A 17,358-nucleotide genomic window follows, 5' to 3' on the forward strand; every position below is an offset into this window, starting at 1 on the left:
GCGCATCAGAGCTTGATCACCGACGTCCTTCAGATCCCGCCTCCACCTGTGCGCGTTCATCACTTCCGGCCGCTCTTCAGAGCAAAGAATATTTGCGCCCTGCTCGTTGACAATGGACATCAGAGCGGTCGTCCGATCCCACATTGTGACCAGCGGTCTGACCTGCAACATGGGAGCTGTTTTGCACAGAGCGGGTCACATCGATGGTCGAGGCTGTAGTCGGAGCTGCGGAGGTACATGGGCAGGACCGTCGCCGTCGCTGGAGCGGCGAGGTTAAGGCTCGGATCGTGGCGGAATCGTTTGCTCCGGGCGCGGTCGTGTCGGATGTGGCGCGCCGCCATGGTCTCTCCCGTCGAGGGCTCCGATTACGCTGCCGTGAGCGGTTTCAAGCACGGATCGAACGTCGGCGTAGAGGTGTGCACCCCACTCCGATCGGAAGCCGTTGGTGACTTTTCGGAAGACGGCGCAGGGACGCGCAACGCGCGCTCGGAGGACATGACGGTAGGTCCGCAGGGTGACGTCCGCACTGGTCAAGAGACGGACGATCTGTCCAGCTTTCGCTGGCAGCCCGCGATCCGCCATCGCTCAGCTCGCTCGCGGAACTAACGGAGGCTGGCCCCCGCGCCAAACCGCGCCGCGTCGGACCGCAGCAATCGATCGAAATAGGCGATCGTTAGTGCAAGCCCCTCTTTAAGCTGAATCGTGGGACTCCAGTCGAGCAATTCGTTAGCCAATTGGATATCCGGCCTCCGCTGTTTCGGGTCGTCGGTGGGCAGCGGCCGCGATATGATCTTCGACTTCGATCCGGTCATTTCGATAACGAGATCGGCTAGCTGGCGCATCGAAAATTCGTTCGGGTTGCCTAGGTTGAGCGGACCAAGAATGTTGTCCGGAGTGTGCATCATGCGCACTAAGCCCTCGATCAAGTCGTCGACAAAGCAAAAGGAGCGGGTCTGCTGCCCGTCGCCGAACATGGTGATGTCGTCGTTCTTCAACGCCTGGACGATAAAGGTCGAAACAACTCGACCATCCTGCGGGTGCATTCGCGGACCGTAAGTGTTAAAAATGCGTACTACCTTTGTGCGAACACGGTGTTGACGCGAGTAGTCGAAAAAAAGCGTTTCGGCGCAACGTTTGCCTTCATCATAGCATGCGCGCGGCCCGGTTATGCTGACATTGCCTCGGTAGTCCTCTGGCTGCGGATGTACGGTCGGGTCTCCATATACCTCGGAGGTCGATGATTGCAAGATTTTTGCCTTCAGGCGGTTGGCGAGATCAAGCATGTTGATCGCACCAAGAACGCTCGTCTTCGTGGTCTGCACTGGGTCGAATTGGTAATGGATCGGCGACGCGGGACACGCGAGATTGTATATCTCATCGACTTCAATAGAAAGCGGAATGGTAACATCATGACGTAGCAATTCGAAGCGCTTGTTGTCGAGGAGTTTCTCAACATTTTGGCGTGCTCCTGTAAAGAAATTATCGACGCACAAGACTTCGTGGCCCATCTCGATCAAACGTTCACAAAGATGAGATCCGATAAACCCGGCCCCTCCGGTTACCAGGATTCTCTTCATACTCATGTACATTTGGCTAGTCCTTTGGAAGTAAGATTGCCGCGAGGGTCCCCAACCAATAAACAATCGCTAGCGACTCTGAAAGCGAGCGGGTTGCGCGTCTACGCTCACCTCAAGTCGCCAAAGTCGCCGACCTTCGACGCTCACGCTTTACCAAACCCATAATCGGCTTATCTAACCCGGAAGACGCGTACTCGCCGAGGGTGAGCGCGATTTTAATGTAACCCACTGGCGTGATCAGATCCCTTTTTGGCAAGCGATGAAGCAAAACGCAATCAACGGGTTACTTGAGTATAGACAGTAAAACGCCTCGCCAATGACACAGGAATTCCGGCTGCTGCCGAGAGTTATCGGATCGATCGATGAATCGACCGTCGCCAATTTGTGCAACGTCGCGCGATTCAGCGAGTTTGAATTCCTGGAGGACCTCCCGAGCTGTCAGGGAGATCGCCGTGGAGCTATTCATCACGTGGTTCGCGCAAGTTCCGGACCCGCGGGCCAGCGACGCACGGCACGAACTCGTCGAGATCCTGTTCATGGCCTTCGTGGCCGTGCTGTGTGGCGCGAAGAGCTGCGTCGAGATGGCCGATTTCGGCCGGGCAAATTCGACCCACTTCGAAAAGGTGCTCGGCCTCGCCCACGGCATCCCGTGGCACGACACGTTCTCGACCGTGTTTCGGATGCTGTGCCCGAAGGCATCGAGGCGGCGTTCCGCGCCTTCATGGTGACGTTCGGGGCCTCTCTGGCGAAGCCTCCGGGTGCGCCCGAGGTCGTCGCGACAGACGGCAAAGCCCTGCGGCGGGTCTACAAGGCCCGCAAGGCGCATGCCCCGAAGTTAATGGTTTCGGCGTTCGCGGCCGAGATGAGAATGACGCTGTAGTGCAGGCCGCAAAGGACGACAACGAGGTCGCCCCTGCCCTGGAGCTGCTCGGCCTGGTGGACTTCGCCGGCAAGATCGTCACGGCCGGTGCACTGCACTGCCATCGTCGCATGGCCGACGGCGTGGTCGCCCGCGGCGGCGATTACTGGCTCGCCCTGAAGGGGAACCAGGAGTCGCTCCGCAGCGATGCCGACGCGTGCTTCCTGACGACGAAGAAGACCCATCCCACCGCCGAGACGACCGCGCGAGGGCACGCTCCCACCGAGACCCGGCGCGCCGCCGGTGTCGGCGCCGGCGATCTCGGCGACTACCACGGGTTTCGAGGCTTGAAGGCCTTCGGCCGCATCGAACGCATCCGCCGCCTCGCCGGCAAGACTGCGCGCGAGGTCCGGCGTTTCGCATTGTCCCGTGCCGTCTCACCGGCGGAGCTGCTGCGCGTCATGCGAGCGCATTGGCCGATCGAGAACGCGCTCCAATGGGAGCTCGACGTGGTCGTCGCGGAGTATGCAGCTCGAAACCGTCGCGATCACGCTCCGAAAAATCTCGCCGTGCTCCGACGTCTCGCGCTCAACGTGGCCCGCGCGGATCAGACCAAGGGCCCCCTCGCCGGAAAGGTCAGGCAGGCCGGTTGGAACGACGATTTCCTCCTTAAGCGTCTCCTCCAAACGCGATAGCCCTGCGAAAACATCTCGCCCCCGCGATCGAGCCGTCATGAGCATAGATAGTGAAGCGCGTGATGATGACGGCGAAGGGTCGCCAACTGTATTACACGCATAGCGGATTAAAGAAAATCGAATTCACGGTTCGATTCAGTAACGATAGATATGGGGGCTCGCGCATCTTTTGCCACGACCTTTTCCGCCAAAGCACGGTAGGCAGAGTGAATACGCTCGAAAGTGAATTTCTCTCTATGACGGCAACGGCTACTCTCGATTAACTTGGCTCTCAGCTGCGGATTCTCATAGATTATTCGCATGGACGCGGCACACTCATTCTCATCACGAAAATAAAGATGATCTTCGCCCGCCGTCCATCGATTAAAGCAGTTGTCATGAGCGATTACGGCGCATCCCGCCCCCAAAGATTCCACCAGTGACGGGTTTGTACCGCCCACCTGATGGCCGTGCACATAGGCTAAGCTGTGGTGACGAAGCGCTGCGACAACTTCCCGCTTATAGATCGCCCCGAGAAAACGAATCGAAGGATGCTCACCCGCCGCTTCCAATACCTTCGCGTGATAGGAGCTTGTTTGCGGATTGATATTCCCTAGGATGACCAAGGAGCAATCGAGGCGCGCTGCGATAAAGCTTCTAATTATCTCAATAATAGAGTTTTCGGATTCAATTCGCGCAATCGATATGAAATATCTTTTAGGTTCTAGTCCATATTGCGCCAGAGCGGTGGGTGCGGCGTCGCTGATTTCGTCGGCGCCATAGGGTATTACCACGGACCTTCGGCAACCGCGAGAGGCGAGATGCGTTGCGATCTCCGGGTGGTCGGCAATCGGAATCGAGCAAAAATGGGCACCCATCCATTCATTTAGCCAAAACCAGAGCTTAGCAGCGCGGCCCCACTTGCCGCGTTTCCACTCGATACCGTCCATGTTCATGAGAACCGTTCGTCCAAACACGCGCTCGAGTATGTTAAAGAGAGCAGTGTTGTACCCGAGGACAAGGTCGACACCGGGACGATTCAATACATCAAGCACACATCGCAGGTCGAATTCCATTGTCGCGAGGGCGTTTCGGGAGCGCGTTGATATGTGTACTCGTGTTATTCCATGCCACTCATCAGTTCGACACTTGCTTTTGAGTAAGCCTTCCTCGCCTTGACAATAGACTACGACATTCCAACCAGAATCTTTCATGTATAGGGCAAATCGCTCAATAAAGCTTTCAAAACCTCCGTGTGCAGCTGGAATACCGCGCGTGCCTAGGATATTTATGGAGTTTCCTTTAAGCATACCTGTTACAGCTCCAACTTTGTCACGCGACTGGGTGCAGATCAACACAGGCAGCTTTAATAATAAGTCGCTCCTGTGAGGTTCCTGTTTTTAAGCACTTAGGTATTGCCGGAGTTTGGAACTGCGATTGCAGCGCATCGGCCATGACGATCCGGCCGGCGAGGTCCATCAGACCGAGCAACTCAAGGGCAGCGGAGGCCTTGCCCCCTATCTTCGCGGCCAGCGACAGCGTCATTCGAATCTCGGCCGCAAAACGCTGAAACTAGCATCTTGGGGAATGGGCCTTACCGGCCACGTAGGCACCCGCAGGGCCTTGCCGTCGATGGCGACGACCTCACATCCATCCGGAGGCTTCGCTAGAGATACCCCGAACGCCGCCATGAAGCCGCGGAACGCCATCTCGTACGCCTTCGAGGTTTCAGCAAGGCTGCAGGCGAACCGGCGACGGCCTCTGGGTCCCGCGAAGGGCGGCCTCGTCCGCACCTGCACCCTACAGAACGCCCCATTTCTCACCGCTGAGGGGTGCGATGCAGCCTGATCGGATTCGCTCCCTGGATCCATGTGCAAGTCGGACAAAGAAGCATTTCAACCTCTCTAAAACCGCTTTACATAGAAGATGCCCAATTTAGGTCGGTTAATTGGAAGTCAGCCCGCTTCTGATTACGTACACCGTTCGATAACGCCGCTCATCGGACGTGGCGTGCGGGTGCCGGCCTCGTCACCAATCCGGCCGGCCCGGCGCCCTACCCTGCCCTGACGATCTGCCAGCGCGGCATCATCCGACGCGTCTCCGCTACGCTACCGCACTCCGGGTGAAACGACCCGGAGCCGATATGATACAGTAGCGAACGATAGTGACAAAATAGCAATCATCGTGCCATCCGGCACGCGCAAATAACACACTCAATCGATATCGGGCGCCGGTAATAGAATGACGATGCCGACCGACCGGGTCATCATCGGACCTCCGTCCAGCTGTAACGGAAGGTCTTCAGACCGGGATACACCCCGAGCACCAGGTCCTTGCGCTTGAGCCCGGGCAGGTCGACATCCGTGCAGCGGTCGCTGCCGAAGTAGCAGAACCGCAGCTTCAGCGGCTTCAGGCAGCGATTTTCGACGCTGATCATGTGATCGAAGATGTTGGGGTTGCTCATCCGCGCCTTCGAGGCCGCCTCGACATCGGCACAGGGCTTGCCGAAGGCGTCCTTGCTGACCTGGGCCTTGCCGGCATAGCTGCCGGACTGCAGCGTCAGGCGGCTGCTCGAGGCGGACTGTGCCCGTGCGTCGTTCGGCACAGCCGATGGTCCGATCCCGAGCATGATCAAGGCGGCCCCACCGACCAGCGAGGCGGTGCGCCGTTTCCAGGATCTGCCGCGTCCTTTCTCTCGGAATGACCGCATGATCATCGGCTCCAAGGGCGAGCATCCGCGCGGGGAATGCCGGGCACGACGACGTCAAAACCACGCCCGTAAACGGCACGCGCAAAATTTCGCCGGCTGACCTCGCTCGCCGCAGCGAGCGCCGGCAGAAGCGTGTCGCGCGCCGGCCAGCCGGAGGTCACGAACACGTCCGCCATCGGACCCAAATGCGAGTTCACCAGCCCGACGAACTCGTCGACGACGGCCCCGCGCAGGGGCTCTTCCATTCGCGAGAAGGCTGCGAGGGCGACCGACGTGCGACGCACCGCGATCCATCCCTCGCGCGGCGCCGCCCGATACGAGGCGGCGAGCAGATCGAGGCTCCGCGTGTCGAAGCCGTTGCGAAAGTTCCCGTGCCAGAATCGGACGAGCCACAAGAACCCATCCCCGGGCGCCGCCAGGAGAGCGCGATCCAGCATCGGCCCGAGCGCCTCGAGCCTCTCGTCGATCTCTGTCCGCCGGCCTTCCGCGATGGCCTCCTCGGCCTGTCGCACGGCAACGATCACGGCATTGCGAAGTGCGCTGGCGCGGGTCTGCGGCGTGCGGTTGGCCTCCTCGAGATCCACGGCGATCCGACGCAGGTCATCCGGCTTAAACGCGTCTCCGACGACGATCCGGTCCGCGACCCGATCGAGCCCACGGGTCGTCGGCGCGGCGAGCACGACGCCGGCCCACACGATCGCGCCGAGGCCGACCGCCGCGAGGGCTATCCGCATCGACATGCGCGAAAGGTCGGCTCGCGGGACCATGCCTCTCACTCGTGATGCTCGGCGTAGCCGTAACGGGCATAGTGCTTCTGATAATAATACTTGCCCTGATGATACTCGTAGCGGCTGAGAGCCGAGACGTCGGCCTTGTTGAGGACCACGCCGAGCAACCGGTCGTAGATCGCCCGTGCCCCCGACAGGTGGTGCTCGACGACGTCAATCTTGGTCTTCCCCCATTCCACCACATAGACGTAGGAATCGATGATACCGATCGTCGATCGGACATCGACCACAGGCGCGACCGGGGGAAGGTCCACGACCACGTAGTCGTAGGCGCTGCAGGCGGCATCGATCACCTTCCGCATCGCAGGCGAGGCGAGGATCTCGTTGGTATGCAGAAGCTTCGCGGTCACGCCCGACGGCAGGAAGCTCAGCTTGGTGATTTGGTCGGTGATCACCAGATCGGCGAGCGGCTTGCGTTCGGCGACCGCATCGAGAAGCCCATGTTCCGCAGCAGGCGCCATGGCGCGTGACAGCGACGGGTTCCGCAGGTCCGCATCGATGAGCAGCACCCGTGCCCCTGCATGCGCGATCAGCTGGGCGAAGTTCGACGCCACCGTGGACTTGCCCTCGGCCGGCATGGTCGACGTGACGCCGATCACCTTTGTGGTCTTGATCATCGCATGAAGGTCGACGGCCACCTTGACGCCCCGTATCGCCTCGGCAAAGCGTGAGAAGGGTTGCTCGACCACGTAGGAGAGCTTCGGTCTCGCTTCGGCCTTCACTGCGGAATCGTTTTTGGTGTCGAGACCAACGCCGCCGAGCGATAGCTGCGGCGGGAGAAGCGTCGGCTTTGCTTTCTTGGTGGTGCCGTCCTGGACGAGCGGCACGACGGCGAGGCAGTTCACCTGCAGAACTTGCTCGATCTGACTGCTCGTTCGGAAGACGTTGTCCCCCATCTCGCGCAAATAGGCGACCCCGCCGCCGAGGACCAAGCCGCCCGCGAGCGCCACGGCAAGAATAAGCAAGGTTTTCGGATCGCTCTTGTTCAGCGGACGCGACGCCGGGCTGATCAACCGGGCCTCGGTGATCGGAAACGACTGCTGCTGCACCGACTCCATGTAGCGCTGCAGGAAATTGTCGTACATGGCCCGGTAGGTCTGGGCATTGCTCTCGAGCTCGCGAAGCTGGATCTGGGCTTGGTTCGTGAGCTGGTTCTCGGAGACGACGTTCGCCAGGCTGTTCTTGATGCTCTCTTCGCGGGCCCGTGCGATGTCGTAGTCGCTCTGATACGCCTGCTGAATCCGTTGAAGCTCGGACGTGATGCCTTTGCGGATCTGCTCCATCTGGTTGCGCAGATTGACGGCGGCGAGATGGTTGCGGCCGTACTTCTCCGACCAGTTCGCTTCCCTCGCCGCGAGATCGACATATTGGCCGCGCAGCTTGATGATCGTGTCGTTCTTCAGCGCGTCGGCGACCGACTCGTTCGGGATTTCCTCCCGCAGAATGTCGTTGATGCGATCGAGCCGGGCCTTGGCTTCTGCCACGGACGCGCGTGCCATGATCAGCTGGCTGTTGACCTCGGCGAGCTGCTGCTCGCCGATCAATCGCCCGCCCGTGTCGACGATATTGTTCTTCTCCTTGTAGTCGATGACGGCCTTCTCGGCCGCAGAGGCTTGCGTCCTCAGCTCGCGAATGCGCTCCTGCAGCCAGACGCTCGCCCGCCGCGTCGCCTGATACTTGGCCTCGAGCTGGTCGACGATGTAGGCGTCGACGATCCCATTGGCGATGGTCGCGGCCTTGTCCGGGCTGAGCGAGCGGAACTTGACCTCCATCACATAGGTGAGGCCGACGCGCTTGACCGTCCGCTCCTTCTCGAAACGCCCCAGCGCGGCGCGCATCAGATCGAACTCCGACGGCGGGGCTGCCGCACCTTGAAACAGGTCCGTGATCGTCCCGATCACCGTCCCGACGAGACCGCCACCGGCCCCCACGAACTCCGGGTCCTCGGTCAACCGCTGGTCCTTGATCACCGACAGGCTGATGTTCTCGGATTTCAGGATCTCGACCTGGGTCTCGACCGTGCCGGCGTCGACCGTGATGTCACCCAGCACCGATTGCTGCTGGAAGAGCTGCACCTTGCGGGTGTCGATCACCATCGTGGCCGTCGCCGTGTAGCGCGCTGGCGTGGTGAGCAGATAGGTCAGCCCGAGGACCACGGTCACGGCCAGCACGGTCAGGATGACCGGGAGCTGCCGGCGCGCCCCTTTCAACACCGATATCGCGAGTTCGCGCGGAGACGCCTCCACGGGCTCGACGTCGCGTTCGGTATAACTCTCAACGGGACGCATGATGTTCATTCGAGGTGCCGAGACGGTCAGGCGTCAGATCCGCAGTCGACCACGGGTCCCGGCCAGAGCAATGGACGAAAGCGCGCGGGTCGTATCGGCGGGTCACTGAACGGGGCTGACATTGACGTTCGGCGCCGATAACCCGCTCGCTCCGCCTGCCCTCCCCCCGGTCAAGGTGTTTCCCGTGGTGTTGGCAGCCGGTGTCGTTCCGAGCGCGAATCCCACGGTTCCAACCCCTGTCGTCGGGGTCGTCGTCGTCGGTCCACCGCCGCCAGTGCCGCCTGCACCGCCGCCGCCTCCCCCGCCGCCACCGCCCGCAGCCCCGATCGGCACGTCGGGATTGACGAGCGCATAAGAATCCTTGGCGAGGTCACTCGCCGACGCCGCGATCGCCTGCTGGATCTGGGTCGCGAAGGCCTGGTCGGGCGTCAGGCAAATTCGATACGCCTGTCCGAGGCCCGAACCGATGGCGCGCTGCTGGTCGCGATTGGCACTGCCGAGGAGAGCAACCACGGCCGACAAGGTGTTCGGGTCGCTCGCGACGAGATCGCGCGCTTGAGAGATCAAGCGGGCCCCGCCGTCGGGATGGTCCGTCAGCAACGTCCCGGGATTCGCCAAAAAATTGGCGACGGCGTCGGACGATAGCCCTCGCCCGGAGCCGTAACATGCGGCATGAGCATGTGTCGACAGTGCGACGAACATTATCGCTGCGATCCAACGAACAATCGACCCATTACTCATCGTACGGTCCCTTGCGCATGATCCGGGCGACATTTGATGCAACGTTAGCATAGGCGAAACCATCACGGAACAGGCAGCCGCGGTCGCGCGCCGAACGACGCGACCGGGGCGAACGACATGGCAAGCGCTTCGCGTCATTATGTTATCGCCTCGTTCCGTCGGTCTCGCAGGGTGACCTTCGATCGCTTGAACGATCCGCCGGAACCCGGTCGCGCGCACGCGATCTCGCATTAACCCTACCGGCCGGCTTCGGCTCCGCTGCCCTTACCCTGAGCCCTGTGGCCCCCGTTCGGATCCCGCATGGCCTGCCCGAGACCGATCCCGACGATCCCGAACGCGACGATCGCGTATCCGGAAATCTGCAGGGAAAAGTCGATGGTGGAGTGCAGAAGCGCGAGCAAGGCCACGCCGAAGCCGGCGAGCGGGATGATCCTGTCGCGTCGCCGGTGAAGCGCCCCCCACAGGAGGAGCGACAGCGCGCCGAGCCAGGCGAGCCCGACGAGCGACGCGAGCGGAACGCCGACTTCCGAGGCGAGCTCGAGGGGCGTGCTGTGCGCCATCGCCCAGACGCCCCACATCGAGACGTCGGCGCTGCGATAGGCCGGATAGGCCCAGGCGAAGGTCCCGAGCCCGGTCCCGAACCACGGATTGTCGGCGATGATCCGCAGTGTGGACTGCCACGTGGCGATCCGGCCGGCATCCGACAGCCCGTGCACCTCGAACCGGCTGCCGACGCTTCCCCCGAGGAGCTGCAGCACGACGAGAGCCACGGCGGCGCTCGCGGCTACCGCGATAACCTTGGTACTGCGCCCTTCCAGGCGGCGGCGGAAGAAGATGACGAAGGTGACGGCGAGAAGCAGGACCGTGAGCGTCGATCCGGCCCGCGACACGGTCAGGAAGGTCGCGACGAGGCACAGGAACAGCATCGAGAACGGCACCAGGAGGGTGCGCTGATGATCGCGGTCCTCCGTGACCTGGTGGAGCAGCTCCGCCGAGGGGATCGGCCCCGTCGGAAGGCGCTTTCGGACCTCCTCCAGAAGAAAGAGGAACCAGAGGATCGACACCGACCCGAAATACGTCGCGGCCGTGTTCCGATTGATGAACGTCCCGGTGAGGTTCCCGATATAGGCCGTCTTCTCGCGCCCCAGAATTGTATGGGGATCGAAGATCAGCCCATAGAGGCCGTAGATCGCATAGACGACCCCTGCCCAGGCGGCGATCTGCAACAGTCGCCGCGCATCGGCTCGATCGATCCCGACGAGGAGCCCGAGCACGAGAACCAGAATGTTCGCGAGGGGGGCGCCGAGGGCGAAGAACGGCTCGTTGCGGACCACGGAGACCGACGGCTGAACCGGATGGTTCAGCAGCTTTTCGGCCTCGGCCCACACCGGATGAAACGTGGCGATCCAAGGCGTCGGCGAAAGCTGTTCGTGGAGAACGATGGCGTAACCAGCGACGACCGCACCGATGCCGCCAAGCACCAAAGCATGGATGATACGCAAGTTTCGGAGCGGAGCGGCGATCAGTCCGATCCCGAGAAGCCCGCACCAAAACGCGACCACGGCGGGGTCGCGCGACCCATAGGGGAGTGGCGCCCCGGCGATCGCGACCGCGAGAACCCAGAACGCAATACGGTTGGCGATGAGATGAAGTCTGGGAGAGATCATGCCACCAGCTCCCGGACCGGAGCGAGGCTCGCTCCGGTCCGTACCGCTGCGGTGGGTCAGCCTATCGTCCGTGAAGCCGGCTGTTGTAGCGGGCGATATAGATGTCGTTGATCAGGTTCACACCGTTGTCCGCAGTGCCGACCGCCTTGTCGATGAAGTTGAGGAACTTCGTCGTATCGACCTGGATGGCGTTCGCCACGTAGATGATATCGAACGGCCGCATCGCGACCTTGGTGGCGTGGAAGTAGCCGGCCGGATCCTGGAAGCTCACCGTAAAGACGATCGGGATCAGGCCGGAGGTGAACTTCGTGCAATCGACGCCGAGCTTCTCGGCGACCTCGCGCGGCTCGCGACGGTAGAGGAAGATCGAGCCCGGATCGGCCTGCAGATCGAACAGACCTCCCGCCTTGGCGACCGCCTGGGCGAGGTTGATCTTCCAAGCGTCGAAATTGAACTCGCCCTGCTGCCCCGTCGCGCCGAACGCGAGGAACTTCATCGGCTCGCGGTAGACGTAGATCCGGTCACCGGGCTGCACATAGATGTTGTTGGCCGGCATGTAGACGAGGTTGGCGAACGGCACGGTCGCGCGCTTGCCGTCGCGCTCGAGCATCACCCAGGTTTCCCAACCCTGGCCGCTGATGCCGCCGGCGCGCGTCAACGCGTCGGTGATGCGGTCCTGCGCCCCGGTTGCGGGCATCGGATAGCGGGTCGGGGTCCGGACATCCCCGACGACGCTGACCAGCGAGGTCCGCTGCTCGCCGAGCGACACCACGACCTGCGGCTCGATCGCACGATTCTTGATCTTCTCGACGATCTCGGCCTGGACCTGGACATTCGTCCGGCCCGCGGCGCGGATCGTGCCGGCATAAGGAACGCTGATGTTGCCGTCGTTGTCGACAGTCTGGGCCGGCAGGTTGACGAAATTGCCGGGCCGGACACCCGCCTCGATCGGGATGAACAAGCCGCCGGCCGCCGCTTCGAAGATCGTGACGTTGACCACGTCGCCGATCCCGAACTTAATTCCAGTCGGCTGCCGCCGATCCGTGAACACACCGCCGAGCACGTTGGGCTCGTAGGATTCGAGAACCTGAACGGCGCGGGCATCGAGCCGCACGACCGCATAGGGCAGCGTCGGGCTGTGCTCGGTCCGGATTTCCAGGCTGGACGGGCCGGACATGGGGATGAACCCGCATCCGCCGAGACCGACCATGGCCAGGATGCAACCGGCACCCGCTACCAGAGATGATCTCCGCATCGCCCCCCGCCCCAGTAACATCACAGACTCGTTATTTGGCCCCCATGAATTCGATAACCCCGCCCGCAACCCGCCACAACAGCAACCATCCGTACATGCAGGTGCCGAGGCATAGATAGAGGCGCGCTGTTGCACTCGCGCCACACACGAATGATGTCGGAACACAAGTAACGAATGCATTGCGAATGGTCACTGCCGTTATGTTGTATGGATTACGGCGCCCATACGATGAGCAATCTCCGATCACACGGGGCCATCCTCTCGATAGGATCGGCGCTGTCGCGGCGGCCGGCTGCTTCTCTGGATCACGCTCGTGGGCTAATACTTCGAGATCCAGACGATCACTCTGGGCGTGCACCAAAACCCGCGTCAGCTTCCCCGCGATTGCTCACGAGATGCTCGAGTGTTCTTCCTGCTGATGACGATCGTCGTGTCCAATGATTGTTGCTCCGAATTCGCCCGGAGAGAGGCACGATGCTCTTTCTCGTGCGCTCCGGCCTTCGGCCTTCCACCTCCAAATGGCAAACCGCATCGAGCGTTTACCCGTGTGGCCTGCGGGGAAAACTTCCGCCGGCGCCCCCGCAATGGCATATCGCTCGGCGGCGCATCGTAGCGGACCGAGTGGCGATCAGGTGCGGAATATGGACCCCCGTCGAATCGTTATGGCCGCTTTCATTGCGACGTCGGCTTCGGTCGTCGTGGCCTCAGTTCTGATCCTGATCGGCTGGGCTTCGTTCGTGGCGCCCGCGCTCGCCCAGACCGTCGGTCGGGACGATTGCCGATCGCTGCCGGATCCCGTGGCACGGCTCAAATGCTACGACGAGCAGCAACCCGCCCCGCTGCCGCGATCCGATTCCCCCGCGACGCCGTCGGAGCCCGGTCGCGCGCCGGCCCCGGAAAGATCCGCGGCACCGAGTGCCGCGGGTGATGCGGGACGATCCGGGCTGTCATCGCAACCGGGCGGTCAGTCGCGCGGTCCGACGCGGTCCGAGGCGATCGGTGCATGGCGGCTCGTGCGGACGCCCGACCCGACCGGCGGCAAGGATGCGATCTCGATCATGCGCCCGGCCGATCTCACCGGCTCCGACCCGGAGCTCGTCGGCCTCATGCTCCGCTGCGGTTCAGGAGACATCGAGGTGCTCACAGTGGTGATCCCCCCCCTGCCCCCGCGCGCCACCCCGGCCGTGACGATCCGCACGCCGGCCGGCAGCAACACATACGAGGCCCGGGTGACGCCCCCCGGATCGGCCATTCTCCTCTCTGCGAACGCTGCCCGCGACGCCAAGGCGGTCTGGCCTACCGCATCCGCCCTGACGGTCGAGATCGCTGCGTCCGAGACGCAAATGATCAAAGGAGTTATCCCTGTCGACGGGCTCGGCGCGGCCGTAAACGCCCTGACCACGGCCTGTAGCACCCGATAGAAACTCAACTGGTCGGCAGGTTCCCGTTTCCGAACAACCACTCTGCGCTCCGGCCGGATCTCGTCACGTCTCGCCCACCGGAAAGACGTAGAGCCGCGCCGCGTGTTCAGCGAGCTTCGCGGGTTCGGAGCCTCTCTCGCAACCGCGCGATGTCGATCTGGGCGTCCGCTATGGCGCGTTCCAGCAGAGCGTTCTCGCGTTCGAGATCACGCGCTCGACGAGCGTCATCCCGTCGTTCGACCGACGGGCAATCCAGCACGGTCAGATGGCCCTTTCGTCGACCCGGGAGAACCGCGTATGTCTCCTGGTCGTCCTTCCTATGGGTCGCCTCGAACAACGTCGCCCCCGGGTGCCTGAGTATCATATCACTCACAGACGAGACGCTTCACACGAGACGCTTCACGATCCTGTTCGATCAAACGACGCGCAACCTTCAACGCTTTGTACCATAACCCCGAACGAACGTACTCGGCAATCAGCATTAGGTCCGATCTTGCCTGGGGCAACATCGATTCCAGCGACGTGATCTCTTGAAGCAGTTCCCCTGAAGCCGAACTGCCCCCACCGATGTACTCGATTTGTATATCGTAGTAGAGGTGCCCAACTTCGGTCACTGCCTCGTCGAGGCTCATCAAGTCTTTTTCACGCAGAATAATGACATCATCAGAAAAAAATGTGAGCTTGGTCCGCTCTGCACTTGCGAGCACATACCGCCCAAGAATGATCTTCTCTCTCGGCCGAACCTCAAGCGTCAGCGGCATTTCGGCCTCCCGACCGACGAGCTAGCTCCGAACAGCAATCACACTGCATGATTTACATCATGTTTGTTAACGTTACATTTCGCCGTCTATAATGTTACAATCATGCTCTTGCGACGAACGGCGGGGCCGATGCCCCGCCGCCCGTGTTGTCCGTAGACCGAAGAGACTCAGAAGAGTCGCAGCACGGCCTGGTTCGCCTGGTTGGCGAGCGAGAGGGCCGTGGTGGAGAGCTGCTGCCGGGTCTGCAGCGCCAGCATGTTGGCGCCTTCCTCGTTCGAGTCGGCCAGCACCAGGTTGTCGGCACCCGTCTGCAGGGTGTTGATCATGCTCTTGGTGAAGTCCTGACGGGTCTGGACGGTCGTCAGGTTGGAACCGAACTTCGACGCCTGGGTGCGGAGCGACGTCAGGGCATCGTTGATCACCGATATGGTCGCGTCGATCTTCGTGTTGTCCTGGAACGTCGTGCCGTTCTGCTTGTTCAGGCCGAGGTTGGAGGCGTTCAGGGTGACGCCCTTGATGGTCAGCGAGGAGGTGTTCTTCTCGTTGAACGCCACCTTGAGGTCGTCGCCGTTGAGGAGATTGATGCCGTTGTAGGACGCATCCTTGGACAGCGCATCGATCTGGTCGAGGACGTCGTTGTAGTCCTTCTGCAGGCTCGACCGGGTCGTGTTCGGGTCACCATCGTGCTTGGTGCCCGTCTTGGTCTGGGCCGAGGTGCCGAGCTTCGCGAGCGTGTTGGTCGAGCCGCCGATCGTCAGGCTGGTCTGGCTGGTGCCGGACGCCACGCCGATCGAGAACGCCGAGCCGGTGACGCTCGAAGTAACGCCGGACAGGTTGCCGATCGCCTTGGTGAACTCGGCGACGGTGGAGACCTGGTCGGAGCCCTTGCCGAACGTGACCGTCTGGGCCGCGCCGCCGTTGACGGCGACCGTCATGGTGTCGCCGAGGGCACCGCCGCCGGAGATGATCTGATCCATCAGGCTCGTCGAGTTGTAGGAGCCGGACGTCAGGTTGAGGGCGGTGGTGCTTGAGCCGGCGGCGATCGAGAAGTCGACGTCGGCGGTCTTCGCAGCGATCTTGAGCTTGCCAGCCTGGTTGGAGATATCCAGGTTGGAAGCGAGCACCGAGTTGGCCTTCAGCTTGTTGACGACCGCGGTCAGGTTGTCGGTCCCGGCGAGGCCGACCGTCTGCGTCTGCGAGCCGCTCCCGTCGTTGGCATCAACTGTGATGGCGAGGCTGGTGCCGTTGGCGAGGGTCGTGTCGATCTCGCCGAGGGTCAGATCGCTGTTGAACGATTTCGATAGATTGGAACCCATGCCACCGCGAGCGCCCGCATTGTAGTTTGCGACCGCCGAATCGAGGCCCAGCCCCTTGGTGACGCCGACATCGCTGGCATTGAAACCGATCGCATTGCCGGAGGCCGCACCCAGGCTCATCGAGAACGTGGTGCCGGAGATCGAGGCCGTCGCGGCGCCGCGGTTCGAATTCAGCCAAGTCTGCAGTTCGGCGATCGTCGACACTTGGCTGCCAGAGTAGCCGAATGTGACGGTCTTGTCGGTCTGGCCGGTGACGCTCAGCACCAGGCTGGACGAGCCGGCGCTGCCACCGCTGGCGACGATCTGGTCGAGCAGGCTGGTCGACTGGTGATTTCCCCCGGCGAGGCCGAGTTGCGTCATGGTGGCCGCCGTCGAACCGGCCCCGCTGGCGCTGATCGAATAACTGGTGTCAGCGGAGGCAGCCGTGAAGGTGAGCTGATCGCTGGCGTTCCAGGAGGCAGTCAGGCCTTGGCCCGACAGGGTGTGGCCGCTGCCGTCGCTGGCGCTGTTGAACGCGGCCAGAAGGCCTGCCCGCGTGGTGATTGCGGCCGTCACTGAAACGTTGAACGTCGTGGTCGCGCCGTCCTTCGTGACGTTGAGCTGAACCGTACCGGGACCCGCGGTCGTCGCCGCCGCCACGGCCGCGTCATTGGCCAACGCCGCCGACCCGGAATACACGGGAGTGACCGTCTCGGCCAGGTTGCTGAACGAGAGGCTGATCGCCTTGGGAGACAGGTCGCCGCCGGCCGTATGGGTGCCTAACGTCTCGGCGGGCAGCGTGCCGGTGGCGGAGAGCGCGTCATAGGTGGCGGCCGGAGCCGTCGCCGAGCGGGCCTGCTGGGCGATCGACTTCGCGGACTGCACGAGCTTGGTCAGCGAGGTGATGCCGTTGTTGGCCGCGTCGAGCGTCTTCACCGCCTGGCCGATCGAGTCGAGGAGCGAGTTGAGGTCGCCCGCCCGGTCGCTGAGCGACTGCGAGGTGAAGAAGTTCGACGGATTGTCGAGAGCCGAGTTGACCTTCTTGCCGGTGGCGAGACGATTCTGGGTCGTCGCCATCATGTCCGCGGTCGCCTGGAGAGAGAGCAGGTTCTGACGGACGCCGGCCGAAAGCGTGATACCGGAAGACATGTTATCCACCTATCCTGGGTGAAGATATGTTGCGACACGATCACGTATGATCATGTTATCGATCGCACCACACTCAAGAATCATTCGTTAAGCGGCAGGTCGGCCGCGAGCAGAGAACCGCTGAGAAACAGCGCCTTTTGGCGGAGCGACGCGGCTTCACCCCTGTGTTCCAA

The 17,358-nt window shown here is 62.2% G+C and carries 12 protein-coding genes and 2 pseudogenes; 3 read left to right on the top strand and 11 right to left on the bottom strand.

From position 1 onward, the window contains the following. Positions 1-203 precede the first annotated feature (203 nt). A pseudogene (locus CCR97_RS19170) lies at positions 204-311 on the top strand (transposase); the annotation flags it as partial. 291 nt (positions 312-602) lie between these two features. Here CCR97_RS19170 and CCR97_RS19175 read toward each other — a convergent pair. Next, on the bottom strand, positions 603-1,583 hold the full coding sequence (locus tag CCR97_RS19175) for a UDP-glucuronic acid decarboxylase family protein (RefSeq protein ID WP_111355098.1): 981 nt from the start codon (positions 1,581-1,583) through the stop codon (positions 603-605). Positions 1,584-2,029: 446 nt separating this feature from the next. On the opposite strand from CCR97_RS19175, the pseudogene CCR97_RS19180 reads away from it, so the two are divergent. Continuing rightward, positions 2,030-3,131: pseudogene (locus CCR97_RS19180) on the top strand (ISAs1 family transposase). 107 nt (positions 3,132-3,238) lie between these two features. Here CCR97_RS19180 and CCR97_RS19185 read toward each other — a convergent pair. The 8 genes from CCR97_RS19185 to CCR97_RS19220 all read right to left on the bottom strand — a co-directional run bounded on the left by CCR97_RS19185 (position 3,239) and on the right by CCR97_RS19220 (position 12,481). Next, entirely contained in the window at positions 3,239-4,420 is a 1,182-nt protein-coding gene (locus tag CCR97_RS19185; RefSeq protein WP_111355072.1) for a DUF1972 domain-containing protein, read from the bottom strand. Positions 4,421-4,442: 22 nt separating this feature from the next. Beyond that, positions 4,443-4,655, bottom strand: coding sequence for a hypothetical protein (locus CCR97_RS19190; RefSeq protein WP_146618597.1), 213 nt, complete (start codon positions 4,653-4,655; stop codon positions 4,443-4,445). Positions 4,656-5,376: 721 nt separating this feature from the next. Beyond that, entirely contained in the window at positions 5,377-5,835 is a 459-nt protein-coding gene (locus tag CCR97_RS19195; RefSeq protein ID WP_146618598.1) for a hypothetical protein, read from the bottom strand. Further along, the gene (locus CCR97_RS19200) at positions 5,823-6,587 is read right to left on the bottom strand and encodes a hypothetical protein (RefSeq protein ID WP_111355074.1); all 765 of its coding nucleotides are present in this window, start codon (positions 6,585-6,587) and stop codon (positions 5,823-5,825) included. The genes CCR97_RS19195 and CCR97_RS19200 overlap by 13 nt, the downstream gene beginning before the upstream one ends. Positions 6,588-6,592: 5 nt before the next feature. Next, a complete protein-coding gene (locus CCR97_RS19205) occupies positions 6,593-8,905 on the bottom strand; it encodes a polysaccharide biosynthesis tyrosine autokinase (RefSeq protein WP_170145645.1) in 2,313 nt (770 codons plus the stop codon). A 93-nt stretch (positions 8,906-8,998) separates the two neighbouring features. Beyond that, a complete protein-coding gene (locus CCR97_RS19210) occupies positions 8,999-9,598 on the bottom strand; it encodes a hypothetical protein (RefSeq protein ID WP_170145646.1) in 600 nt (199 codons plus the stop codon). A 275-nt stretch (positions 9,599-9,873) separates the two neighbouring features. Continuing rightward, complete coding sequence (locus CCR97_RS19215) at positions 9,874-11,304, bottom strand: O-antigen ligase family protein (protein WP_111355075.1); 1,431 nt, start codon at positions 11,302-11,304, stop codon at positions 9,874-9,876. Positions 11,305-11,365: 61 nt separating this feature from the next. Then, positions 11,366-12,481, bottom strand: coding sequence for a polysaccharide biosynthesis/export family protein (locus CCR97_RS19220; RefSeq protein ID WP_111355076.1), 1,116 nt, complete (start codon positions 12,479-12,481; stop codon positions 11,366-11,368). 740 nt (positions 12,482-13,221) lie between these two features. Here CCR97_RS19220 and CCR97_RS19225 point away from each other — a divergent pair. After that, positions 13,222-13,980 carry a hypothetical protein gene (locus CCR97_RS19225; protein ID WP_146618599.1) on the top strand — a complete coding sequence of 253 codons (759 nt, stop codon included), beginning with the start codon at positions 13,222-13,224 and terminating at the stop codon, positions 13,978-13,980. A gap of 365 nt (positions 13,981-14,345) precedes the next feature. Here the strand turns inward: CCR97_RS19225 and CCR97_RS19230 are convergent, their stop codons facing one another. Together CCR97_RS19230 and CCR97_RS19235 are read right to left on the bottom strand one after the other, a co-directional pair. Further along, positions 14,346-14,741, bottom strand: a complete 396-nt coding sequence (locus tag CCR97_RS19230; RefSeq protein WP_111355078.1) for a flagellar biosynthesis repressor FlbT — start codon at positions 14,739-14,741, stop codon at positions 14,346-14,348. A 167-nt stretch (positions 14,742-14,908) separates the two neighbouring features. Next, positions 14,909-17,185 carry a flagellin N-terminal helical domain-containing protein gene (locus tag CCR97_RS19235; RefSeq protein WP_111355079.1) on the bottom strand — a complete coding sequence of 759 codons (2,277 nt, stop codon included), beginning with the start codon at positions 17,183-17,185 and terminating at the stop codon, positions 14,909-14,911. Positions 17,186-17,358: the final 173 nt, after the last annotated feature.

Source organism: Rhodoplanes elegans, assembly GCF_016653355.1.
GTDB lineage: Bacteria > Pseudomonadota > Alphaproteobacteria > Rhizobiales > Xanthobacteraceae > Rhodoplanes > Rhodoplanes elegans.